At 39.6% G+C, this 22,980-nt stretch carries 22 protein-coding genes and 1 tRNA gene; 14 read left to right on the top strand and 9 right to left on the bottom strand.

The features are described 5' to 3' along the window. Nucleotides 1–15 precede the first annotated feature (15 nt). From JYB62_RS19225 to JYB62_RS19205, 5 genes are all read right to left on the bottom strand, one after another. A complete protein-coding gene (locus JYB62_RS19225) occupies nt 16–1,170 on the bottom strand; it encodes a hypothetical protein (protein WP_205647023.1) in 1,155 nt (384 codons plus the stop codon). Then, nucleotides 1,167–2,354, bottom strand: a complete 1,188-nt coding sequence (locus tag JYB62_RS19220; protein WP_205647022.1) for a hypothetical protein — start codon at nt 2,352–2,354, stop codon at nt 1,167–1,169. The genes JYB62_RS19225 and JYB62_RS19220 overlap by 4 nt, the downstream gene beginning before the upstream one ends. Before the next feature lie 102 nt (nt 2,355–2,456). Further along, nucleotides 2,457–3,164 carry a gluconate 2-dehydrogenase subunit 3 family protein gene (locus JYB62_RS19215; RefSeq protein ID WP_205647021.1) on the bottom strand — a complete coding sequence of 236 codons (708 nt, stop codon included), beginning with the start codon at nt 3,162–3,164 and terminating at the stop codon, nt 2,457–2,459. A 3-nt stretch (nt 3,165–3,167) separates the two neighbouring features. Then, complete coding sequence (locus tag JYB62_RS19210) at nt 3,168–4,910, bottom strand: GMC family oxidoreductase (protein ID WP_205647020.1); 1,743 nt, start codon at nt 4,908–4,910, stop codon at nt 3,168–3,170. A 128-nt stretch (nt 4,911–5,038) separates the two neighbouring features. Continuing rightward, the gene (locus tag JYB62_RS19205) at nt 5,039–5,725 is read right to left on the bottom strand and encodes an arylesterase (RefSeq protein WP_205647019.1); all 687 of its coding nucleotides are present in this window, start codon (nt 5,723–5,725) and stop codon (nt 5,039–5,041) included. A gap of 239 nt (nt 5,726–5,964) precedes the next feature. Between JYB62_RS19205 and JYB62_RS19200 the strand changes: the two genes are divergently transcribed. Both JYB62_RS19200 and JYB62_RS19195 read left to right on the top strand, forming a co-directional pair. Beyond that, nucleotides 5,965–6,642 carry an ABC transporter ATP-binding protein gene (locus JYB62_RS19200; RefSeq protein ID WP_074226230.1) on the top strand — a complete coding sequence of 226 codons (678 nt, stop codon included), beginning with the start codon at nt 5,965–5,967 and terminating at the stop codon, nt 6,640–6,642. Next, entirely contained in the window at nt 6,635–9,157 is a 2,523-nt protein-coding gene (locus JYB62_RS19195; RefSeq protein WP_205647018.1) for an ABC transporter permease, read from the top strand. The genes JYB62_RS19200 and JYB62_RS19195 overlap by 8 nt, the downstream gene beginning before the upstream one ends. Before the next feature lie 112 nt (nt 9,158–9,269). On the opposite strand, the gene JYB62_RS19190 is transcribed toward JYB62_RS19195, so the two are convergent. The 3 genes from JYB62_RS19190 to JYB62_RS19180 all read right to left on the bottom strand — a co-directional run bounded on the left by JYB62_RS19190 (nt 9,270) and on the right by JYB62_RS19180 (nt 10,514). Beyond that, nucleotides 9,270–9,351, bottom strand: a tRNA-Leu gene (locus JYB62_RS19190). Between the two features lie 88 nt (nt 9,352–9,439). Further along, nucleotides 9,440–9,739: a putative quinol monooxygenase gene (locus tag JYB62_RS19185; protein ID WP_205647017.1), complete on the bottom strand. Its 300-nt coding sequence runs from the start codon at nt 9,737–9,739 to the stop codon at nt 9,440–9,442. Nucleotides 9,740–9,743: 4 nt separating this feature from the next. Then, nucleotides 9,744–10,514, bottom strand: a complete 771-nt coding sequence (locus JYB62_RS19180) for an SAM hydrolase/SAM-dependent halogenase family protein (protein ID WP_205647016.1) — start codon at nt 10,512–10,514, stop codon at nt 9,744–9,746. 102 nt (nt 10,515–10,616) lie between these two features. Between JYB62_RS19180 and JYB62_RS19175 the strand changes: the two genes are divergently transcribed. The 12 genes from JYB62_RS19175 (at nt 10,617) to JYB62_RS19120 (ending at nt 22,025) form a co-directional block, all read left to right on the top strand. Further along, nucleotides 10,617–11,606 carry a PhoH family protein gene (locus JYB62_RS19175; RefSeq protein ID WP_205647015.1) on the top strand — a complete coding sequence of 330 codons (990 nt, stop codon included), beginning with the start codon at nt 10,617–10,619 and terminating at the stop codon, nt 11,604–11,606. Next, complete coding sequence (locus JYB62_RS19170) at nt 11,575–12,015, top strand: GNAT family N-acetyltransferase (RefSeq protein WP_205647014.1); 441 nt, start codon at nt 11,575–11,577, stop codon at nt 12,013–12,015. The genes JYB62_RS19175 and JYB62_RS19170 overlap by 32 nt, the downstream gene beginning before the upstream one ends. A gap of 30 nt (nt 12,016–12,045) precedes the next feature. Next, complete coding sequence (locus JYB62_RS19165) at nt 12,046–12,618, top strand: DUF3575 domain-containing protein (protein WP_205647013.1); 573 nt, start codon at nt 12,046–12,048, stop codon at nt 12,616–12,618. 88 nt (nt 12,619–12,706) lie between these two features. After that, on the top strand, nt 12,707–14,638 hold the full coding sequence (locus JYB62_RS19160; RefSeq protein ID WP_205647012.1) for a ComEC/Rec2 family competence protein: 1,932 nt from the start codon (nt 12,707–12,709) through the stop codon (nt 14,636–14,638). 63 nt (nt 14,639–14,701) lie between these two features. Continuing rightward, nucleotides 14,702–15,478: an enoyl-CoA hydratase/isomerase family protein gene (locus JYB62_RS19155; protein WP_205647011.1), complete on the top strand. Its 777-nt coding sequence runs from the start codon at nt 14,702–14,704 to the stop codon at nt 15,476–15,478. After that, nucleotides 15,479–17,401 carry a RecQ family ATP-dependent DNA helicase gene (locus JYB62_RS19150; RefSeq protein ID WP_205647010.1) on the top strand — a complete coding sequence of 641 codons (1,923 nt, stop codon included), beginning with the start codon at nt 15,479–15,481 and terminating at the stop codon, nt 17,399–17,401. It begins immediately after the preceding gene. Then, a complete protein-coding gene (locus JYB62_RS19145) occupies nt 17,394–17,996 on the top strand; it encodes a hypothetical protein (protein WP_205647009.1) in 603 nt (200 codons plus the stop codon). The genes JYB62_RS19150 and JYB62_RS19145 overlap by 8 nt, the downstream gene beginning before the upstream one ends. Then, entirely contained in the window at nt 17,989–18,540 is a 552-nt protein-coding gene (locus tag JYB62_RS19140; RefSeq protein ID WP_074226240.1) for an NUDIX hydrolase, read from the top strand. Before JYB62_RS19145 ends, JYB62_RS19140 begins: the two co-directional genes overlap by 8 nt. Then, nucleotides 18,540–18,971: an acyl-CoA thioesterase gene (locus JYB62_RS19135; protein ID WP_205647008.1), complete on the top strand. Its 432-nt coding sequence runs from the start codon at nt 18,540–18,542 to the stop codon at nt 18,969–18,971. The genes JYB62_RS19140 and JYB62_RS19135 overlap by 1 nt, the downstream gene beginning before the upstream one ends. A 47-nt stretch (nt 18,972–19,018) precedes the next feature. Continuing rightward, complete coding sequence (locus JYB62_RS19130) at nt 19,019–19,726, top strand: tetratricopeptide repeat protein (RefSeq protein WP_317194687.1); 708 nt, start codon at nt 19,019–19,021, stop codon at nt 19,724–19,726. 1 nt (nt 19,727) lies between these two features. Beyond that, entirely contained in the window at nt 19,728–20,693 is a 966-nt protein-coding gene (locus tag JYB62_RS19125) for an L-threonylcarbamoyladenylate synthase (RefSeq protein WP_205647070.1), read from the top strand. Nucleotides 20,694–20,825: 132 nt separating this feature from the next. Beyond that, nucleotides 20,826–22,025 carry a phosphoglycerate kinase gene (locus tag JYB62_RS19120; RefSeq protein WP_205647007.1) on the top strand — a complete coding sequence of 400 codons (1,200 nt, stop codon included), beginning with the start codon at nt 20,826–20,828 and terminating at the stop codon, nt 22,023–22,025. Between the two features lie 77 nt (nt 22,026–22,102). Here the strand turns inward: JYB62_RS19120 and JYB62_RS19115 are convergent, their stop codons facing one another. Next, nucleotides 22,103–22,960 carry an endonuclease/exonuclease/phosphatase family protein gene (locus JYB62_RS19115; protein ID WP_205647006.1) on the bottom strand — a complete coding sequence of 286 codons (858 nt, stop codon included), beginning with the start codon at nt 22,958–22,960 and terminating at the stop codon, nt 22,103–22,105. Nucleotides 22,961–22,980: the final 20 nt, after the last annotated feature.

Raw genomic sequence — 22,980 nt, 5'->3', positions numbered from 1 at the left:
TTCAAAAGGCTATTTTTATTTCTGTACAATCCGTGTTTTGTAAATGACAGAATAGTCGTTTTCTACTTCTGAAAAATTCAGATTGAACCAGATTTCATCTTTGGATACAAATTTCGCCATATTGGATAGTAGCTCATTTTTCTTGATGAGGCTACTTACCATCTGTCCATCAAAAATCACATAACCCGTCGTATTAACTTTATCTGCATTTTCAAAAATTTGATTGAAATCATCGGTAACATCAGACATTGCCTCATTGGCTTCCTCGTCTGTCAATCCTGAAGTATAAAAGATCAAATACTCACCTTTCTCTATTTTTTTTAGGCCATTAATTGATCCTAGTAATAAATCCCTGATGTTGAATCCTCCGTTTTCTAATCCTTTACTACTGTTGCGCTCTATGAATTCCTCAAATGGAATCTTCTTGGTGTAAGCAGAGCTATCTAAATTTGATAAGGAATAGACATAAAGATTGGGCTCATTTCTAAATATGAAATACAAAGAATCCTGATCCACGTCAAAAACAGGATAATAATCAAAGCCAGCAAAAGTAACTTCTGGATTTGCAAACTTAGAAGACTTAGGAGTTGGAATAATTGGCTGGTATTCTCCAGTATTCATATTTACCTTTTCTAAATTTCTACTGTTAACCAGATCATTTTGATTTGGATATCTGCCTTGAATTTTAAAGAAATAGTTTTCGCCTTGTTTGGCTACCGAATTTGAAGAAGAAACGATCAGATTGGCACTGCCAGAAAATTCTGGTTTAAAGGTTTTGAGAAGTTCTCCAGATAGGTTGTATTGGACAAGGTTCATCATGGTTGGGATGAGGTATTCCTCATTGTTGATGAATAAGGCTTTTCCACTTTTGTTTTTATAGGAATTGGGGCCATCTTCTGAGTTGTTGTATTGGTAAAGGATTCCTCCTTGGGCATTGGTAACTATAATATCATTGGAGCCTTGGTCTTGTAAAAGAAAGGTGCTTCCATCAGGACTGATGTCCATTAAAGTCAAATTACCTAAATGAGCCACTACTAGTGAATCATATATTTCAAATTCTAAATCCTGAGAAGAGAGAGGAGTAGAGGGCTGTTCAGCCGCTTTTTCTTCCGAACAAGAAATTGAGAAAATAGCTAAAGAGACTATCAATAAGTTGGATTTGAATTTCATTTTTCTAGAATCTTTACTTTGTATACTCTCAAAAAATCTTCCTCTTGTTCTTTATTTGCTACTTTTTCCATCCAGAGAAATCCATTTGCAGAAGTAAATCCAGTTTTATTAAAGTTGTCTGGAAGTGGGATAATTCCTTCAAGTTTTAAAGATTTTTGATCAATAACCAAAAGTCCTTGGTTTAGTTCTGCTTCTAGTTTTTCATATAATTCTCCAGCTTCTTCTTGTTTGCCTTGTTCCCAAAGGAGTTCTGCTTCTTTCAACTCTTGAGGATCTATACCTGGGTAGTAATGCAATAAAATTTTGTTGTCAATAATATGGATATTCCGAATGGAAGGGGTGCTTCCACTGATTGTAATAGTACCCTCAGAAAACTCCGATAGATCTTTGGGTTCTAATGTTTCAAAGCCAGGAATAGAAAAGGAGATAGTAGTATCAAGTGAGGCTCCTTTAGGGGAAATGCTGTAAACATGAAGTTTTTGTTCTGCTCCAAGACCCACATATAGTCTTCCATCTTTTACTTCAAAAGCTGGAGCATAGTCGCTTTCATAATAACCTGTGCCGTTTAAAAACATACTTCCCACTTCAAACGGAACCATTTCAGTGAAACTTTCAGATTCGGGATTGATTAATTCCAATGCCTTGTAAGTATTATAGAATTTCATTTCGCCATTAAAACTATCCCTTGACCTGACAGACTTTGTGATTAAATAGTCATTCCCATTGATCTTAGTGGATTCGGTATGCTTCCCTGGTAATGCCATAAAACCTGCACCGCCTAGAGATTCAGGATGATCCATTTTCTGAATCAAATTACCCTCATAGTCATAAAGAAAAATGCCCTTCATTCCCACAACAGCAATTTGATTTGGGCCAAAAAAACCGGGAACTTCCATCATGAAACCGTAAGCATCAGGGGTATCCTCGGTCTTTGAGAATTTACTCTGAATCTCACCTTCGGAATTCGTGACGATTAGTTCTGAGCTCGCAAAATCATAAAAAAGAAATTTCGATCCATCAGATTTGACATCAGCGATTAAAGGATCTCCTAGGATAGTTAGGTCTAATGAGTCCAATATTTCCAAAGTATAAATGGTGGGTTCGATGATTGACTCTGATTTCTCGGAGCAAGATAAAGCAGAAAAAATCAAAAGATAGAGGTAGATTTTAAGTGAGGATTTCATGTGGTTTAGTTTCTTGAAAAATACTAATTAGTATTTTGTTGAAAAAATTTGAAAGAAAAAAGCCCCTGAAAATTTAGTTTTCAGGGGCTTTAAGTCTAAAGTTTAACCGATTAGATTTCCTTCGTCATCCCATTGGGCTACCGTACCACGGTCTTCCGGTTTGAGATAAATCGGTACATATTTTTCAGGTAAGGTAAAGCCATGTTTATCCATCACTTCTTGAGGTACCCCATCCCAAACATTAGGTTGATTTCCTCTGTAATCAATGTATTTCCATCCCGCTTCGGTAGAGAAATAACCTGAACAAGTAAGATTTCTAAGTAAGTTAAACCATTTGACAGCTCCTTCATATTCAGGAGTTGCCTTATCTGGCCATGCCACCAATTCCACGATTTCAATTACTTGTTCATGGCTTAGCTCCAAGAATGGCTTTCCGAATTTCTCATCAGCTTCAAAGTCCAGCCACATCAATCCACCTCTCATTGGGGTTTGATTATAGGGCATGTCCTTCATGATGAATTCCATGAATTCTGGAACTTTTACTTCCGTGGCAGAAGGAGATTCAGCATCCTTTGGGATGATAATATCCACCAAGATATTGAGTTTCTTCATTTCATCTTCTGTAAAGAAGTTTTCTGAAAGAAGTTCTTGATCTCTTAATTTCTCTTCTTCGGTTCTTCCTCCTATGGTTCCTCCAGAAAGTAGGGCTTGTTTAGGAAGTGCCTGCTCCTCAGGAGAACATCCTGCTAATAATAAGCCTGTTCCTACCGAACCGGTAAAGAGTAATTTTAGGTTTTCTCTTCTGTTCATGGCTTAGATATTTTTTTGTTTCAGTTGATCCACAATATATTCTGAAGTTCTCCAGCTTAGGGCTAAAATGGTCCAAGTTGGATTCTTATCTGCTTGAGATACAAAAGGCCCTGCATCTACCACGAACAAATTATCACAATCATGTGCCTGGCAATTTGAGTTGACCACAGAACCTTTAGGGCTATTTCCCATTCTGGTAGTGCCTACTTCGTGGATGATTCTACCTGGAGCATGCAATCCATACTGAGATTCTGGCCCTGGCTTTTCACCCAATAGGATCGCTCCCGCATTGGTTAATATTTCCTCAAAGGTATCGTGCATGTGCTTGGCTTGCTTCAACTCCTGATCAGTCCAGTTGTAATTGAACTTCAATACAGGGATACCATATTTATCTACAGTGTTTGGATCGATTTCGCAGTAGTTTTCATAACGAGGAATACTTTCTCCTCTTCCTGACATGCCGAGGGTGGATCCGTAGATTCTCCTCACGTCTTTTTTCAATCCTTCTCCATATCCTCCATTAGGGCTTGGGTTACCAAACTCATCTTTGATGAATTTACGCATGGTATCCATGCCACCGCCAGCTCCATAGGAAGGTTGGCCCATTCCACCCCAATACTCAATGTGGTATCCTCTGGCAAAGTCTAGTTTTTTGTTGTCCAACCACCAAGGAGTATACATGTGCATCCCGCCTACACCGTCCTCATTGTATCTATCTCTGTCAATCAGATCAGGGAGAATTCCCATTCTATCTGCACCGGTAGAGTCATGAAGGTAACGTCCCAAGGCTCCAGAATCACCACCTATACCATTCGGATGGGTTTTGGATTTGGAGTTCATCATGATACGAGCTGACTCACAAGCGGAAGCACCAAGTACTACCACTCTGGATTTTAGCTTGTATTCTTTCATGTCGACTTTGCTTACAAAAGACACCCCAGATGCTTTACCGGTATCATCCGTGGTCACTTTCCTTACCATGGAGTGTGTGTACAAGTCAACTTTGCCCTTTTTCATAGCCGGATGTACCAAACAGGTACCAGCAGAGAAATCGGCATATACTTGACAAGCTCTATTACACTGGCTACAGAAGAAGCAAACACCTCTTTCATTATTGATCGGACGGGTCAACATGGAAAGTCTTCCCGGGATCATCGGCATTCCTGCTTTATCAGCTCCTTTTTTCAAGAAAAGTTCGTGTAATCTTGGCTTTGGAGGAGGAAGGAAAAATCCATCTGGTTCATTATAAATACCTTCTTTTGAACCAAATACACCGATTAACTTATCTACTTTATCGTAATATGGTTTCAGATCGTCATAACCAATAGGCCAATCATCACCCAATCCGTCAATACTTGCTCTTTTAAAATCATTTGGTCCGAATCTTAGTGAAATTCTTCCCCAGTGATTGGTACGTCCGCCCACCATTCTTGATCTGAACCAATCAAATTTAGTTCCATTGGCTCGGGTATATGGCTCTCCTTCTATATCCCAGCCACCTATAGCTGCATCAAAATCACCAAATGGGCGAATTCTTGTACCTGCGCCTCTTCTTGGTGATTCCCATGGTGGACGAAGCTGAGTTCTATCTTCGTCTTTTGCTGGGTCAAAATCACCACCAGCTTCTACTACTGCAACTGACAACCCGGCCTCAGAAAGGATTTTTGAGGCCATCCCGCCTCCAGCTCCAGATCCCACAATGATTACATCATAGCTGTCTCCGGATGATTTTATCTGAAAACTCATTTTTGAAAATTTTTAATGAAGTTTAAAAATTACTTCAATTTTTTCGAAAATGAAATTAACAATAGCTCTGAGTAGGTATATTTTCAATAAATGGCGGAAAAGTTAGAATTTTTGGAGAATCTGATCGACTAAATTTCTTCCTTCAGGTATTCCCATACATTTTCAAACACTAGCTTATGACCTTCTTCGGTGGGATGGATTCCGTCTGGTAAGTTGAGTTCTTTAATACCTCCGACATTTTGTAATAAAAATGGAATGAGGGTTACACCCTTTTCTTTTGCTACTTCAGGGTAGATAGATTGGAATTCTTGGGAGTATTCGGGTCCCATATTAGGTGGAATCTGCATTCCTGCCAAAATGATTTTTGTTTCGGGATATTTGGTTTGAACCTTATCAATGATCGTTAAAAGGTTCTTTTTTGTTTCACTTAATTGGATTCCTCTCAAGCCATCATTGCCACCAAGTTCTAAGACAAATATGGCAGGTTCATCTTCCAGAAACCAGTCGATTCTTCCCACGCCTCCAGCAGTAGTTTCTCCGCTTAGGCCACCATTGATTACTTTATAGTTTTCTCCCAAACTGTCTAACCGTGCTTGGACTAAACCCGGGAACGCGAGATCCTGCTCAATCCCATATCCAGCAGTAAGGCTATTGCCAAAAAACAAAATGATCTTCTCGTTACTTTTTTCTTCTATAACTTCTTCTTTGGTCTGATTTTGAATAACCTCCTCTTTTTTCTCTGAGCAAGAGACAAGGGAAAGACTAAGAGCAAGGCTAAGAAGGAATATTGGAAGAAGTTTGAATTGAAGGTTCATAGAGTTCATTAGTTTAACATGTAAAACTATATACCCAAAAGGAATTTCGTGCCAAAAGGTTCGATTATTCTGATTAGTCTTGTGAAAAATGGGACTATGGAGTTGAAATTGAACCCTTTTTCCTAGTGGATCTGGTCTAATTTGTTGGTTTATGGCTTGATTACTATCTTCCACAAACTAAATTGAAGGTTTATCGTTAAGTCATAGCCAAACCTTTTACCTACTTCTTTTACCACCCCATGAATATTTTATCAGTATCTGACCTAAGCAAGGTCTATCAAAGTGGCAGTAGAAAACTTACTGTGCTGGATGAAGTGTCATTTGATATCGAGTCTGGAGAGATTATATCCATTGTAGGTCCTTCAGGTAGCGGGAAAACCACTCTTTTGGGACTTTGTGCCGGATTGGACTCCGCTTCCAAAGGAAGTGTGAGCCTAAATGGAGAAAATCTTCAGACTATGAATGAAGATCAACGCGCAGCGGTAAGAAATCAGCATGTTGGGTTCATCTTCCAAAATTTTCAGCTTTTACCTACTTTGACTGCCTTGGAAAATGTCATGGTTCCTTTGGAACTGAAAAAAAGGAAAGATGCCCGCGTGAAGGCGCAGGAATTGTTAGAAAAGGTAGGACTAGGAGATAGGGCGACTCATTACCCAACACAACTTTCAGGAGGGGAACAGCAGCGGGTTTCCATTGCAAGGGCATTTGCAAATGAGCCTAAGATTTTATTTGCAGATGAACCTACAGGTAACCTAGATACGGAAACAGGAGAAATGATTGAAAAGTTGATCTTCGATCTAAATAAAGAGCAAGGAACCACCTTGGTTTTGGTGACTCATGATTTGGATTTAGCAGCAAAGACCCAGCGTATTATTCATATCAAAGGTGGTAAAATACAGGAGGATGCCCATGCCTGATTTTAGATGGATTATGAAGATGGCTTTTCGGGATTTCCGAAAAAACATCTCTAGACTTTTATTATTTGTCAGCTCCATTGTAGTAGGAATAGCTGCTTTGGTCGCGATTAGTAGTTTTGGTGAAAATCTGACAAAAGATATTGACAACCAGGCCAAAGAGCTTTTGGGGGCAGATTTGAGATTGGAAAACAATCAACCTTTAGGGGATCAGTCTGTAGATTCTTTAGCTATTGAAACTGCAGCTGAAGTTAATTTTGCCTCCATGGTAGCCTATCCTCGGACTGGAGCCAGTAGACTTACACAAGTTCGAGCGTTGGAGGGAGCTTTCCCTTTTTATGGTGTTTTAGAAACTATTCCTGTTACAGGGGAAGCCGATTTTAGAGCAGGAGGGAAAAAGGCCTTAGTAGAAAAGACTTTGATGGCTCAATTTGGTGCTGAAGTAGGAGATGTGATCAAGGTAGGGAATGTGGAATTTGTAGTTTCTGGAGAGTTACAATCGGTCCCAGGTCAAACAGGGATCACTGCGACAGTAGCTCCTGCGGTTTATATTCCCATGGAATACCTAGAGGAAACCGGGCTGGTTCAATATGGAAGCCGGGTAAATTACAATCGGTATTATTTGTTCGAGCCCGGAACCAATGTAGATGAGCTGATTCAACCTTATGATGAGCAATGGGAAATTGACCGTGTGGATGCAGATACTGTAGAAGATCAAAAGCGATCCACAGGAAGGTCATTCTCCAATATGTCTAACTTTCTAAGTTTGGTGGCATTTATCGCCCTACTATTAGGCTGTGTTGGCGTGGCAAGTGCGGTGAATGTATTTGTGAAAGAAAAGCTTGCCTCTGTGGCAGTTCTAAGATGCTTGGGAGTCTCTTCAAGAGATGTTCTTTTGATCTATTTGGCAGAAATCAAGATCATGGGCTTAGTGGGAGCACTATTAGGAGCCTTTTTAGGCACCTTGTTGCAATTTGTACTCCCAGCGGTCTTCGCAGATTTCTTACCTGTGGAGGTGAGTTTTGGCGTTTCTTGGCTTTCTGTTGGTTTTGGAATCATCACCGGTCTCTTTGTTTCAGTATTGTTTGCTTTATTGCCATTGTTGAAGGTTCGAAATGTGTCGCCAATGGCCACATTAAGACCTGAAACGGCTGATACTACCTTGTTGAAAGATCCACTTCGATGGATGGTAATTGCAGGGATATTATTGTTTATATGGGCATTTAGTTTTTACCTACTGGATCGGGTGGATTTTGCCTTTGGTTTTACTGCTTTCGTGGTTTTTGCATTTGGGATTCTATGGGGTATAGCGCAGTCCATCATTTGGGCAGTCAGAAAATTTCTACCCATCTCTTTTTCCTATCCCTTAAGGCAGTCTTTAGCCAACTTGTACCGTCCAAACAACCAAACAGTTTCACTGATTGCGACCATTGGATTAGGTACGGCGATGATTTCGACCCTCTTTTTCTTACAAAATCAACTGTTGGAAGAAGCGCGGTTTGCGGATAAAGAAGATCAGCCCAATATGCTGATGTTTGATATCCAAACAGCCCAATTACAGGAGGTAAAGGATAAAATAAAATCTTACGATTTGCCTATCATGCAAGAAGTACCCATCGTAACCATGCAACTGGATGCGATCAATGGGATTGATAAGCAGGCAAATGAAGAACTGCCAGAAGAGGAAGATTATTCCCGCTGGATTTATAATCGGGAATTTAGGGTTACTTATCGGGATACCCTGATCTCCTCAGAGACCTTGACTTCGGGAGAGTTAATTCCTGTTGGTGCTCGTGGGGATAGTATTTTTGTCAGTTTTGAAAAAGGATTTGCGGAAGGGAATCGCTTAAAAATAGGAGATGAGATTGAGTTTAATGTGCAGGGACGTCCAATCAAAACCTATATTGGGAGTTTCCGCGATGTGAAGTTTAATCAAGTTTCTACCAATTTTCTGGTTCTATTTCCTAATGGAGTATTAGAGCAAGCACCTAAGTTTCATGTGCTGATTACCAAAACTAAGAATGATCGAGAGGCAGGTTCGGTGCAGGCGGATATCGTAAGACAATTCCCTAATATTTCCATTATTAATCTGGGGACGATTGTGGCGACTTTGGAGGAAATTTTGAGTAAAATCAGCTTTGTGATTCAGTTTATGGCCTTCTTTAGTATTGCGACAGGGATTTTGGTGTTGATCAGTTCCTTGATTATTTCCAAGTATCAGCGGATGCGTGAAAGTATTTTGTTGAGAACCTTAGGGGCCAATTCTGGCATAGTGAGTAAAATCAACACTTTGGAATATTTCTTTTTAGGAAGTTTAGCCTCATTGTCAGGAATCATATTGTCCTTTGGAGCTACCTGGTTACTGAGTGAATTTGTATTCAATATCCAATTCCGTGGAGCTTGGGGTTCGGCATTGATCCTTTATTTAGGGATAACTGCTTTGACCATCGTCTTGGGATGGTTGAATGGAAGGAAAATCATCAATCAGCCTCCAATGGAAATATTGAGAGGGAATTAAACTCTGAAATAAGAATTTTGAAGTATAAAAGGCCTGCAAGAATGCATGCCTTTGTTTTTGAGGTTTATTATTGGATCTAAAAAGAAAAAGCCCGCTTTTCAGCGAGCTTTTGTACCCAGGGCCGGAGTCGAACCGGCACGCCCGAAGGCATTGGTGTTTGAGACCAACGCGTCTACCAATTCCGCCACCTGGGCTTTTGGTAAATTCTGATTTCTCAGAATCTCTGTCCGTTGCTTTCGTAACGGGATGCAAATATGAGTAAAGAATTTTTTTTCTACAAACTCATTTTTCCACTTTCTGTAATTTTTTTGAACTGAAAGCTTGGGGTTTTTCTGAAAACAAGGTCTTCGTATAAGCCCAGACGTTTTTAAATAGCTCAGAATCACGATATTGATTCAGGTCTTCTTCGCTTTCCCAATGGCTATATGTCATGAAAATATTTTTTTCATTTTCATCCTGCCAAAGCTCTAAATGATGGCAACCAGGAAAATTCCGGATGGATTTCTTATGAATCTCAAAATTCTCTAAAAAAGCAGCCACTTTTTCTTCATGAAATGTCATACGTACAATCCGAATCAACATGGCTTTAAGGGTTGAAATTCACGAAGACAACACTATCATATTTCAAGCCCAACAGATCTGCCCCATGTCCATGGTTAATACCGATTTCCAATAAATTCAAGCTGTTGAAAAAAGCAAAGCAATCCCCTGGTTCCACTTGATCATAACCTTTATCCAGTCGGGTAACTTCCTCTCTTCCGAATGCTATGGTAAATTTTCCGGGGTTTAGTTTCTCAAAGACCTCTTTCTGGATGTTGGTAATCAAATTACCATATCGATCCACACGGACTACATGGCCGAGAATTTGTTCACGGGTAGCCTTGGCTTGCCGGCCCATCAATTTCCGGAAATTGGTCAATGGTCCTCCAAAATCATGGATGGCGGCACCACTAGCTACTTTTGCCGCGATGGGAGCTAAAATATCTTTGGCTGGAAAGGAAGTGTCTTTCAAATGGATGTCTGCAAACTGAACCATGATGCCGGGGTCATGATCTGCCAATAAACTCAAAATACCATTGTTGGGACCCAAGAAAATGTGTTCTTCCAGTTTGATCCCTATGTAACCATGCGTATAGGATCCAGTGCTATTGATGGCCACCAGATGCACGGTACCCTTCGGGAAATCACGAAAAGTAGAACGTAAGACAAACGCCGCGTGAGCTAAGTCAAACGTGTCTATAGAATGTGAAATATCTATAATGTTCAATTGTGGGTTCACTGCAAGCATTTTGGCTTTTACTGCAGGAACGTAATAATCTTTGTCCCCAAAATCTGAGAGGAATGTCACCAAAGCCATAGGAGCATGTCAATTAAAATTGTGTACTTTTGTTAGAGGAGCTGCGGACAAAAATAGAAATTTATTTGTTCGCCTAAGGATAATCTAATCAAAGAAAACAGATTGGTAGAAAAAGTAATCACTTTAGAAAACGTGCCTTTGGCCGAATTTTTAGGTCAGGCCAATGAAAATATCAAGCAAATCGCACTTGCTTTCCCTCAGAGTAAGATTATATCCAGGGGAAATGAAATCCGAATCAAGGGTGGAGCGCCAGAGATTTTGCGAATAAATGATGTGCTCAATTTATTGTTGGAACATTTGGAGCGCTTTGGTCATCTCACACCAGAAAATGTCAAGGATTATTTAGATGTGGAAGGAGTCCCTTTCGAAGAAGCAAGTAGAGATCAAGTAATCGTTTTTGGTAATAAAGGTTTGGTGATCAAGCCTAAATCTCCAAACCAAAGAAAATTGGTCGAATCTGCGATGAATAATGATTTGGTTTTTGCATTAGGTCCAGCTGGTACAGGGAAGACTTATATCGCAGTGGCGCTGGCAGTGAGAGCCCTTAAGAACCGTGAGGTGAAACGAATCATCATTACCCGTCCAGCTGTGGAGGCAGGAGAAAATCTTGGATTTCTTCCTGGAGATCTTCAGGAGAAATTAGATCCCTATTTAAGGCCGATCTATGATGCCCTTTCTGACATGGTTCCTTCTGAAAAGTTGAAGTTTTATCAAGAGACAAGAGTCATAGAAATCGCACCTTTGGCATATATGAGAGGTAGAACACTACATGATGCCTTTGTATTATTGGATGAGGCCCAGAACACGACCAACGAACAGATAAAAATGTTCCTTACTCGTATGGGGCCAAATTCCAAGGTGATTATCACGGGGGACCAAACCCAGGTAGATTTACCTGTTCGTCAGAAATCTGGTCTTTCTGAAGCATTGAAAATCCTTAAAAATGTGAAAGGAATCGGAGTGGTGAATTTGAGTGGAAAAGATGTGATCCGACATAAACTAGTCAAATCTATCATAGAGGCTTACGAAAAAGATCAAGCTGAAAAAGACCGAATGAAAAATGAAATTGGTAGTAGAAAAAGTAGCAGCTGATGACCAAGAGCGGTTGAAGAAGGTCTATGCTATACGGAAACAGGTTTTCGTGGTCGAACAAAAAGTGCCAGCAGAAGCAGAATACGATGAATTTGAGGAAAATTCTACCCACTTTTTGGCTACCTTAGATGGCGAACCGGTTGGTGCAGCAAGATGGAGGTTTACAGAAAAGGGAGTCAAATTAGAGCGTTTTGCAGTTTTAAAAGAAGCCAGGGGACAAGGAGTTGGTCAAAGTATGGTAAAAGCGGTTTTGCTTGATATTCAGTCAGATCCAAAGTCAAAAGGCAAGGTAAAATATTTAAATGCGCAATTGGATGCGGTGCCTTTATATACCAAATTTAAGTTTGAGAAGGTAGGAGATGTTTTTGAGGAATGTAATATTCTTCACTATAAAATGCAGTTGGCGTAAGAATTGTAATTCTATTTAAAAAAATAAAATATGAGAAAATCCATTGTAACCATTGCATTGATCTTCGGAGTGATTGGATCATTAGCTGCACAGGAAGTCGTTTCTAGTAGCACAGGAAGTAATTATTATGGAGATTTCAACAATGAAATAAAAGTTAACTTTCTCACCCTAATCATGTTTGGATCGTTTGAAGTAGCGTACGAACGTTATTTGAGTGAAGACCATTCCCTTGAGTTCAAAGGGTTTTTTAATGACCGATTTGGATTTAATAATGAAAAGAAAGGGAAGAAATATAAGACCAATTCCCTACAAGCTGCTATGAATTTTTATCTGAATAGTAATGGAAGTGGTCGTTTTTATCTCTTTCCCTTGGCAAAAATCAGGTTTGGAGACTTTGAAGAACCTTCCGAATCCGGTGGCATAGAAACGACTGATATGACAGCCTTTATTTTAGGGGCAGGAGCCGGATATAAATGGGAAGTTTCTGAGCACTTTGCTTTTGGTCCTTATGCCAGCATTGGGAGAAATTTTAGTGACGATGTAATAGATCGATTTACAGGAATTGAATTTAATGCAGGATTTAACCTAGGCTATCGTTTTTAATAATCCTATCAATAAACTGAAGAGCTCTTGATTAGGGCTCTTTTTTTTGTCCGAAAATCATTAACTTAATAATTAATTCAATTAAAAAATGCGGTTTTCGGATTTTCCATTTTTGAGATACCTCCCATTTTTTATCGCTGGGATTTTTACGGGAAAAGCTTGGGCCAATGATCCAACTGTAATCCTGATTGCTTTAATCGGTACTTGGATCCTCTATGCAGGCTTATTGATATACTCTCCGCATCAATTCAGGAAGTTAAAAAATGCAGTGTTGGCATATTCGATGTTATTCCTTTTTGGAAATTGGATATCTCAAAATGGAATCAATTCCTCCGAGAAGATAAACTGGAATGGGGTGGATGGATATTTGGCCGAAGTGATTAATTATGATGAGGAGAAACCTAATTCATTTGAAAATGTCTTAAAAATCAAGTCCATTCTTAAGGGTGGAATCTGGGAAAATAAGTCGGGACAAGTAGTGATTTATCATCAGTCGAAGATTCCTTTACTGCCGGGAAATATGGTTTGGATCCCGTCCAATCCTGAAACCATTCCATCTCCTTCTAATCCTTATGAGTTTAATTACTCCGGCTATTTGGAAAGAAGAGGGATTTTATATCGACAATTTCTGAAGAAGGAAGTTGTTGTTATAAATAATAGCTCCCCCTACTTTAGCCTCTATTTTTTTAAACATCTTAGAAATAGGCTAAGTAAATTCTTGGAATCCAAAATCCCAGACAGAGCTTCCAATCAAATTGCACAAGCAATTTTGCTGGGGCAAAAACAATTTTTAGAAAAGGACCTTAAGCAGGCATATAGTCAGACAGGAGTCATGCATTTATTAGCAGTGTCTGGGTTACATGTAGGGATTATTTATGCATTATTGATGGTAGTCATCAAACCATTCGGATTAAAGAAAGTAGCACTAAAAACATATTTATGGTGGGTGATTGTGTTGATTTGGGTTTATGCGGTGTTAACAGGGATGTCTCCTTCCGTGGTAAGGGCGGCGATTATGTTTTCTTTGCTAACTATGGGACAAATGCGGGAAAGAAAGCCTTCCATTTTTAATGTGCTGGCCTTTTCAGCCATGCTGATGATTACCTTTAATCCCCAAGTGATTTTTGAAGTGGGGTTTCAATTGTCCTATCTGGCTGTAGCAGGAATTGCTTTGTTACAACCTAAACTTCTCAGATTATGGCAGCCTGATCATCAATGGCAAGAATACTTATGGCAACTATTGACAGTCAGTATGGCAGCTCAGCTTGCTACTTTCCCATTGACTATTTCTTATTTTCATTCCTTTCCTACTTATTTCCTGATCGGAAATTTATTAATCATCCCGATTACCTTTTTGATTTTACAAATTGGGGTGCCGCTTTTGTTTTTTGGTTGGATTCCATTACTAGGCGATATGATGGGGTATTTGGTCGGTAAATTAGTTACGATTCAAAACTTTTTAGTAGTTTCCATTCAAGGGTTGCCCTTTTCAAATTTTGCAAGATTGACCATTTCTTTATACACCTTGCTTGGGGTTTGGTTGGCTCTCTTGATTTGGGTATCCTGGGATTATTACCCTAAACGAAAGCTGGTTTGGCTATCCTTGATATTGTGTTTTTCTTGGGCAGGGTTTGAGGTGTATTCCTATTTCAAAAGTCCCCAGGAGGAGCTTATAATCTATCATACCACGCAAGGGATGATGCTTGATTACGCTTATTCAGGGAAGGTGCAAAGCTGGAATGAAGGCATAAATCCTCAAGATATTAGCTACCAGATTGATCCCTATCGAGTACAAAAAAACTGGGATGTTATCCCTGATTCTTTGTTTTTCATAAAGGAAATAGGAGGTGTTCTAAGGTTTCCTTCAAATAAATTCAAGATTGACTCTCAAGAAAAAAAGCTCTATTTAAATGATCCCCTTTCCATAGCCATTCAAAAGTGGGAGAATGATAAATGGGTAGAATTGCCTTCATCCAATCAGATTTCCTTCGAAGGTGCTGCATTTCGGGTTCTTTTCTAGACCTTATTTTTGGGAAAGACTATTTATGAAAGTAAATTGATTACTCCTAAATCAAGTTGCTACATGACCCATGCTGTATTAACCCGAGTCGAGAATCGGATCGGTTTTATAAAACTTAATAGACCCGAAAAGCGGAATGCATTAAGCCCTGAATTGATTTCTGGCTTGCATCAGGCCTTTGTGGAGATGGATCAGCGGGAAGATGTCAAAGTAATAATTCTGGAAGCAGAGGGGAAAGCATTCTGCGCTGGAGCTGATTTAGCCTATCTTCAGGATTTGCAAAGCTATTCCTATGCGAAAAACTTGGAGGATAGCAATCATTTAAAGGAACTACTGACCTTGATTTATACCATGCCAAAAATTGTTATCGCCAATATCCAAGGGCATGCATTGGCAGGTGGTTGTGGATTGGTGACCGTATGTGATTTTGCTTTTTCCGTTCCCAATGCACTTTTTGGTTATACAGAGGTAAGAATAGGCTTCGTTCCTGCTTTGGTTTCGGTATTTCTTGCTGAACAGATTGGCATGGCTAAAACCCAGGAGCTCTTGCTTTCCGGCGAACTTATTTCGGCTGCAAAAGCAGCTGAATTGGGTTTAATTACGGAAGTTTGTCATGATGAATTTTTGCAAAAAGGAGTGATGGATTTTGCCAACAAACTCATTGACCAAAATTCGGGCTTTTCCATGGCTGCAACCAAAACCTTACTCCGATCCATCAATCGGGATAAGCGAGAGAAAGCCTTGTTAAACGCCTCCGAAGTCAATGCAAAAGCAAGATCCCATGAGGATTGCATCAAAGGGATTTCATCCTTTTTGAATAAGAACAACCCAGACTGGTAATTGGAAAAACGTAGCAAGGAAATACTTCACAAGATCTTTGGATTCGAAGATTTTCGACCCGTTCAGAAGGACGTTATCAATTCAGTGTTGTCCCAACATGATACTTTGGCTTTACTGCCAACTGGGGGAGGTAAATCCCTGTGTTATCAAATACCTGGCTTAGTAAATGAAGGGATTTGTCTGGTGATCAGTCCTCTGATTGCTTTGATGAAAGATCAGGTAGATGCCTTGAAAGCCAAAGGTGTCAAAGCAGCAGCAATATTTTCGGGTATGAGTTACCGAGAGATTGACACTACTTTGGATAACTGCATTTATGGGGATTATAAATTTTTATATGTTTCTCCGGAACGGCTCAAGGTGGATTTATTTATTGAGCGGTTCAAGCAAATGCCAGTCAATCTTATTGCCGTAGATGAGGCGCACTGTATATCTCAATGGGGCTATGATTTCAGACCCCAGTACCTGGAAATTGGAGAAATAAGGAAATATCATCCTGAGGTTCCGATTTTAGCCTTGACGGCATCGGCAACGCCCAAAGTGTGTGAGGATATCAAGGACAAATTATTGATGAAAAACGAGCAGGAATTTCATCAAAGTTTTGCTCGTGAAAATCTAAGTTTTAGCGTTCGCCTTGTTGAAAATAAATTTGAAAAAGGGGTTGAAGTCCTCCAACGAGTAGCAGGATCGGCGATTTGGTATGTTAGAAATAGGCAGGCCACACATCAGATATCCAATTCATTATTAAAAATGGGCATTTCCGCATCACCCTATCATGCTGGGATGACCATGGCTGATCGTAATGCTGTACAAGCTTCTTGGATGGCAGACAAGACACGGGTGATGGTAAGTACAAATGCCTTTGGGATGGGAATTGATAAACCTAATGTTCGAGTGGTAATTCATACTGACCTCCCTGAAAATATTGAGAATTATTATCAGGAAGCAGGCAGAGCTGGAAGGGATGGAGAAAAATCTTTTGCAGTATTGGTAAGTAATGAGCAGGATTTTGAAACACTTATGGATAGAGCGGCTTTAGTCTATCCTCCCATAGATTTTATTAAAAGGGTTTACCAATGTCTGGCAAATTATTACAAGCTGGCGGTAGGGAGCAATATGTTCAGCAGTTTTGATTTCGTTTACCATGAATTTGCCCAAAATTATGATTTGGGTGTTTTAGAGACATTTTATGCACTCAAAGTATTAGAGGAGGAAGGCTTGATTTCCCTGAATGAAAGTTTTTATGCCCCTTCCAGAATCCATTTCATGGTAGATCCGGCCAGGCTTTATGAAGTTCAAATAGCATATGCAAATTTGGATCCGGTAGTAAAGGTGCTACTCAGAACTTATGGGGGGAATCTATTTTCGGAATACCTGTCTATTCAGGAGACAAAACTGGCTAAAACGCTTGAAATACGGGAAATTGATGTCATCAGTCGCTTAAGGAAATTGGCTGAATTGGAGGTGATGGATTATGATCAGCGAAAGGACAAACCTCAACTGACTTTTTTGACTCCTAGGTACGATGCTGGAAAGTTACCGCTAAACATCAAACGTATTGAAGATAGAAGAGCGTTGACCTTGAATCATGCACAACAGATCATTGCCTATGCCCACCAAGAGACGCTTTGTAGAAGCCAGTTTATACAGGAGTATTTTGGAGAGCACACAGATCGGGAATGCGGAATCTGCGATTGGTGTATCAAAAATCGAAAATCAAAAGATTTAGCCTCTAATGAAGAGAAACTAGAAAGAAAGGTCATTGAAACTATTATAGAGTCCGGAGGGTTAAGTGAGAGTCAGTTATTGGCTAAGCTTCAGCTTCCTGCTTCCAAAGAATTGTTTTCAATCATTCGAAAATTAGAAGATTCAGGAAAGATCTCTTCAACTTCCTCAGGTAAATACGTAATTTCAAACTATGGGTAATTTCTTCGACGATTTGTTAAAAAAGGTTTTTCAGTCTTCTGAAGAAATGCCGGTTAACCATAAAGAGAATTTCAGCATAAAGGAAAATGAACTTCAAGAAGCTTTAGAATGGTCTCAGCGTGAGGATGGGAAGAAGTTCATGGAGTTAATCAATAAGAATTACCATTTTAAAAAGGCTCAGATTAATAAGAATCCTCAAGTTCATATATTGGAGTCACCTTATGCAAATGGAATTGCTGTGAGCTATGATTTGCCTTTTGATACAAAATCTTTTTCGCTGCTTTTCTTGGCTTTTAGCCAACGTGTTTTAGCTTTGGGTTACCGGCGGGTGAGTTTAGACCGGAAATTTGAAGAAATAAAAGACCAAGTGAAGATCACAGAGAAGTTTTATTTCAAACCACCTTTAAAATCATCGGATGATGGAGAGTTAATCTCTCAGTTATTTGGTAACATTACCCTAGAAAAAATAAGTATCGACAATACACCAAGTTTCATTAAGCTCTTGGTGACCATTTATTCAGATCGACTTTACAAAAACCCAAAACCTTTTGATCAATTTCTGGATTTACTATTTGAGGTAGACTACAATGGATAGAACGTTATTAAAAAGTCAGCTGGAAAAGTATAGAACTCCTTATGAGGAGGAATCGGCATTCATCAATTCATTTATTGAATTGACCGAGGATCCTTTGGCCTATAAGAGAGAAAGGTTGGAAGGGCATTTCACAGCCTCTGCTTGGGTGGTCAATAGAAGAAGAACGCATACCTTGTTGACTTTGCATCGAAAACTGGGAAGATGGCTCCAATTGGGAGGTCATGCAGACGGAGATGAAAATTTAATAGAAGTAGCCTTAAAAGAAGCTAAAGAAGAAAGTGGATTGAAATCCCTGGAGCTTGTTGATTCTACTATTTTTGATTTGGATAAGCATATCATTCCCGAGCGTCCCCATGTTCCTGAACATTTCCATTATGATGTTCGGTATATTTTGGAGGCAGATATCAATGAACCTCTACAGATCAGTGATGAAAGTATCTCCCTTGCATGGATTACGTTTGATTCTGTAGTTGATATGATTGGGTACAACCCTTCTATCCTCAGAATGTTGGAAAAAACCAGTAAATCTGAAATTGTACTTTAATGTCTAAAGTAGAAGTTTCAGACATTATTGGGGAATTTCATTTCTCCATTCCTATTCAAATTCGTTTCTCTGATATTGATGGGTATCAGCATGTAAATAATGGGGTTTATTTCAATTACTTTGAACATTCCAGAGCTGCTTTTTTGATGGATTCCTGCGGTTGGAATATCATGGAGGTAGGAACTGTAGTCGCCCATGTGGGGATTGATTACTTTCGTCCTATCCATTTGAGTGATCAAATCAGAGCCTATGTGAAGTGTGTCAAAATTGGCAATACTTCCTTTGATTTAGTGCAATATTTAATTGGGATGACTTCGGATAATCAAGAGGTGGTGTTTTCCAAATGTAAGTGCACCCTTGTGTCAGTGGATATGAAAACGATGAAACCGGTGCCAATCCCGTCCTTCTACCGAAGTAAACTTGAAAGCTAGGCAGCTTTCCACCCAGAGATTTCCTATCTTTGCCGAAAAATTTACCCGTGAAAAGAATTTTAAGTATTTGCCTTTTGGCATTTGGAATAGCTAGTTGTAGTCCTAGTGAAGAAGAATTGTTTCAAGCTGGTATTCAGAAAATGGACCAACAAGCTTGGGGAGAAGCGATTGAATATTTTGACCGAACCTTAGAGCAAAATCCTAAAAATGCATCGGCTTTGAATGCAAAAGGTGTGGCTCTTTTTCAGCAAGGCAAATACGAAGAGTCTATCCCTGTATTTACAGCTTCCATTGAAGCAGATAGTTCCCTGTACAAACCTTGGTTCAACCGTGCTAATGCCAGTTTCGAACTAGGTAAATTTAAAGAGTCTTTGGCTGATTATAACATGGCTAATGGCTTAGACCAATCCCAAACAGATATCTATTATAACCGAGGTCTTGCCTTATTAGGTTTAGAGCAATATGAAGATGCTTTGCTGGATTTTGACGCAGCATTGCAAGTGAATCCAAACCAGCCTTTGGTGTATTTCAACCGAGCAAAAGCCCAAATTGGTAATAACGATCCTGCCGGGGCTATGGAGTCTTTGACAAATACAGTGAACCTGGATCCAAGAAATGGAGCAGCATTTTATCTGTTGGGTGTAACTCGTATGAGTGCCACCGGTGAAAAAGAAGAAGGTTGTGCCGATTTGAAAATGGCTTTAAGCCTTGGATATACTGAGGCTAAAACCTGGATTGACGATTTTTGCGAGTAAAATGGCAATCATTGGTCAGAACATAGCTAAAGCAAAAAGCTTCCTTGAAAAAGGGGAGTTGGTTGCCATACCTACAGAAACAGTGTATGGTCTGGCGGGTAATGCGTTGAATGCTTCAGCGGTAGCTTTGATTTTTGAAACGAAAAACCGTCCAAGTTTTGATCCTCTGATTATCCACACCTCTTCTTTGGAAAGAGTAAGTGATTTCGTGGAGTCTATTCCTAAGCCACTTTATCAATTGGCTCAAACTTTCTGGCCGGGACCGCTGACCTTATTGCTTCCGAGAAAACCACTGATTCCCGATCTGGTTACTTCTGGTATGGAAAGAGTGGCAGTGAGAGTGCCTCTGCATCCCTTGACTCAAGAATTGTTGGCGTCATTAGATTTTCCCTTGGCTGCACCTAGCGCCAATCCTTTTGGATACATTTCACCTACTTCTGCCATGCATGTGGAGGCTCAATTAGGAGCAAAGATTCCGTATATATTGGATGGTGGAAATTGTTACGTAGGTTTAGAAAGTACCATTGTCGGGATGGAAGGAGATCAGGTAACCGTGTACCGTTTGGGAGGCTTGGACGTGGCCGAAATTGAGGAAGTGGTAGGTCCAGTATCTATCAAAAGTCATAGTACCTCCAATCCTCAAGCTCCTGGACTTTTAGAAAGCCATTATTCCCCAAGAAAACCTTTTATTTTAGGTGACTTGACTTCTTTAGTGCCACACTATAAAGCCAAAAATGTCGAATTTGCTGTGCTGAGTTTGTCTCAAGAAATTGAGCAATTAAGGCCTGAGCACCAGATTCAATTGAGTGAGTCGGGAGATTTAAAAGAAGCTGCCCAGTGCCTGTTTGCCAGTATGAGAAAGTTAGATGAGTTGGATGTGGAACTGATCTTGGCTGAGGAAATGCCAGCTAAGGGACTTGGAAATGCGATTAACGATCGTCTAAAAAGAGCTGCTGCAAAGGGTTGATTATTACTTTTTCTTTATCAAATTAAATTCAAATGCCCTGAAAGGCGGTATTTGATCTAATCTTTAATAAATTCACTTTCTTTTTGAAGATAATAGATTATTTAAAATCAAGATACCTATATATACCTACTTATGAATCCTAGAATCAAAAATGTAGATAACCTTAGCTTTAAAGGAAAAAAAGCACTTGTTCGAGTTGATTTTAATGTGCCATTGGATGATCATTTTCATGTGTCTGATGATACCAGAATTCAAGCGGCACTACCTACCATCGAAAAGATTTTGAACGATGGAGGATCTGCTATTCTAATGTCCCACTTAGGAAGACCAAAGTCTGGTCCTGAGGATAGATTTTCTTTGAAACACATTGTACTCACCTTGGAAAAGGCCTTGGGTAGACCCGTGAAATTTGCGGTAGATTGTATAGGTCAGGAAGCAGAATTACTTTCTGAGTCTTTGAAACCTGGAGAGGTCCTTCTTTTGGAGAATTTGAGATTCTATAAAGAGGAAGAAAAAGGCGATCCGGATTTTGCTAAAAAATTGGCTAGACTTGGAGATATCTATGTAAATGATGCTTTTGGAACAGCCCATAGAGCGCATGCATCTACTTCTATCATTGCGCAGTTTTTTACTGATAAGGTATGTGGATACTTGATGCTTTCTGAGTTGAAGAACGCGGATAAAGTATTGGGTAACCCTGAAAGACCTTATACTGCGATCATGGGAGGAGCCAAAATTGCAGATAAGATTTTGATCATTGAGCAGCTTTTAGAAAAAGTAAATAACCTGATTATTGGTGGAGGCATGTCCTATACTTTTGCGAAAGCGCAAGGTGGTTCTATCGGTGATTCCTTACAGGAGCCTGATAAAATGGATTTTGTTCTTGAATTGATGGATAAAGCCAAAGCTAAAGGCGTGAATCTTTACCTGCCTGTGGATACGGTAATTTCCAAAGCATTTGCAAATGATGCAGAGCAAGGTTTAGCAGTAAGTGGAGAAATACCTGATGGATGGATGGGCTTGGATATTGGTCCAAAAACCAGAGAATTATTTGCAGAGGTGATTATGGGTTCCAAAACTATTTTATGGAATGGTCCTATGGGCGTATTCGAAATGGACTCATTCGATAAAGGTACCAAAGCAATTGCTGAAGCCGTGGTAGAAGCTACTAAAGCAGGTGCCTATTCTCTGATTGGTGGAGGTGACTCTGCTGCTGCCGTCAATAAATTCGGCTATGGAGACGAGGTGTCTTTTGTGTCAACAGGAGGAGGAGCTTTACTTGAGCATATGGAAGGAAAGATTCTTCCTGGAGTTGCTGCGTTAGAACCGTAATAGATACTACTAGAAAGATAAAGGGCTGTTTACTCAAGTAAGCGGCCCTTTTTTATTTTTAGGTAATACCTTATTCCTTAAAATTCCACTTCAACTAGTACCGGGAAATGGTCTGAAGGATATTTTTTGCCATAATTATCTGATAAAATACCATGTCTAAGAACCGTGAGATTACCTTTAACAAAAATATGATCGATAATTCCTTCTGGCATTTTCTCCCAATCAAATCCAGTGAATGTCCCTGCTGGGCCGTAGGAAGGAATCTTTGAAATTAATCGCGCATCTTTCCAGCCTTCTTTATTGGTGATGGTAGTATAGGCAGCATTTTCTGGAGTTACATTAAAATCGCCCATTAAAATCACTGGAAGATTTTCAGTATTCATTTTTTCCACCATGGAAACCACCAGTTTACTACTTTCTTCTCTAGCCTGCTGCCCTATATGGTCATAATGGATGTTGAAAATGTAGAATTCTTTTCCGGTTTCGTCTTCAAATTTTCCCCAGGTACAAATTCGGTTGAGTGCCGCATCCCAACCTTTGCTTGGTTTTTCTGGAGTGGGAGACAACCAAAATGTACCATTTTCTAACAGTTTGAATTTTTCAGGGTTATACAAAATAGCTGCATATTCACCTTTTTCGGTTCCATCATCCCTGCCTACTCCTATGTATGAAAAAGCTAGACTTTCTACCAAATCTGTAACTTGATGATGTAACCCTTCTTGGATTCCTACAAGTCCGATTTGATGGAATTGGATGAGACTTTTGATAGGAGGTAATCGGTCCGACCAAAGATTTCCAAAATCATTTTGATTGGCATATCTGATATTAAACGTGGCAAAATTATGAGTTTGTGCCTGGCTTGTAGTTTGAATCAAAAAGGAGCAGTTGACCAGTACTAAGGCAAATAATGTAAATTTAAACAGGGTTGATTTCATGAAAGGTGAACTTAATCTTT

Origin of the sequence: Algoriphagus lutimaris, assembly GCF_017051705.1 — a bacterium.
Taxonomy (GTDB): Bacteria; Bacteroidota; Bacteroidia; order Cytophagales; family Cyclobacteriaceae; genus Algoriphagus; species Algoriphagus lutimaris.
Note: the sequence above shows the minus strand (reverse complement) of the source record. Positions and strands in the feature narration are given on the sequence as shown.

Bases quoted from the DNA above. Each gene is read 5' to 3' on its own strand.
- JYB62_RS19185 (WP_205647017.1), bottom strand. From the start codon at position 9,739: ATGTTGATTCGGATTGTACGTATGACATTTCATGAAGAAAAAGTGGCT.
- JYB62_RS19205 (WP_205647019.1), bottom strand. From the start codon at position 5,725: ATGAACCTTCAATTCAAACTTCTTCCAATATTCCTTCTTAGCCTTGCT.
- JYB62_RS19160 (WP_205647012.1), top strand. From the start codon at position 12,707: ATGCGGTTTTCGGATTTTCCATTTTTGAGATACCTCCCATTTTTTATC.
- JYB62_RS19170 (WP_205647014.1), top strand. From the start codon at position 11,575: ATGAAATTGGTAGTAGAAAAAGTAGCAGCTGATGACCAAGAGCGGTTG.
- JYB62_RS19165 (WP_205647013.1), top strand. From the start codon at position 12,046: ATGAGAAAATCCATTGTAACCATTGCATTGATCTTCGGAGTGATTGGA.
- JYB62_RS19215 (WP_205647021.1), bottom strand. From the start codon at position 3,164: ATGAACAGAAGAGAAAACCTAAAATTACTCTTTACCGGTTCGGTAGGA.
- JYB62_RS19135 (WP_205647008.1), top strand. From the start codon at position 18,540: ATGTCTAAAGTAGAAGTTTCAGACATTATTGGGGAATTTCATTTCTCC.
- JYB62_RS19125 (WP_205647070.1), top strand. From the start codon at position 19,728: ATGGCAATCATTGGTCAGAACATAGCTAAAGCAAAAAGCTTCCTTGAA.
- JYB62_RS19225 (WP_205647023.1), bottom strand. From the start codon at position 1,170: ATGAAATTCAAATCCAACTTATTGATAGTCTCTTTAGCTATTTTCTCA.
- JYB62_RS19145 (WP_205647009.1), top strand. From the start codon at position 17,394: ATGGGTAATTTCTTCGACGATTTGTTAAAAAAGGTTTTTCAGTCTTCT.
- JYB62_RS19140 (WP_074226240.1), top strand. From the start codon at position 17,989: ATGGATAGAACGTTATTAAAAAGTCAGCTGGAAAAGTATAGAACTCCT.
- JYB62_RS19195 (WP_205647018.1), top strand. From the start codon at position 6,635: ATGCCTGATTTTAGATGGATTATGAAGATGGCTTTTCGGGATTTCCGA.
- JYB62_RS19115 (WP_205647006.1), bottom strand. From the start codon at position 22,960: ATGAAATCAACCCTGTTTAAATTTACATTATTTGCCTTAGTACTGGTC.
- JYB62_RS19155 (WP_205647011.1), top strand. From the start codon at position 14,702: ATGACCCATGCTGTATTAACCCGAGTCGAGAATCGGATCGGTTTTATA.
- JYB62_RS19220 (WP_205647022.1), bottom strand. From the start codon at position 2,354: ATGAAATCCTCACTTAAAATCTACCTCTATCTTTTGATTTTTTCTGCT.
- JYB62_RS19180 (WP_205647016.1), bottom strand. From the start codon at position 10,514: ATGGCTTTGGTGACATTCCTCTCAGATTTTGGGGACAAAGATTATTAC.
- JYB62_RS19210 (WP_205647020.1), bottom strand. From the start codon at position 4,910: ATGAGTTTTCAGATAAAATCATCCGGAGACAGCTATGATGTAATCATT.
- JYB62_RS19200 (WP_074226230.1), top strand. From the start codon at position 5,965: ATGAATATTTTATCAGTATCTGACCTAAGCAAGGTCTATCAAAGTGGC.
- JYB62_RS19120 (WP_205647007.1), top strand. From the start codon at position 20,826: ATGAATCCTAGAATCAAAAATGTAGATAACCTTAGCTTTAAAGGAAAA.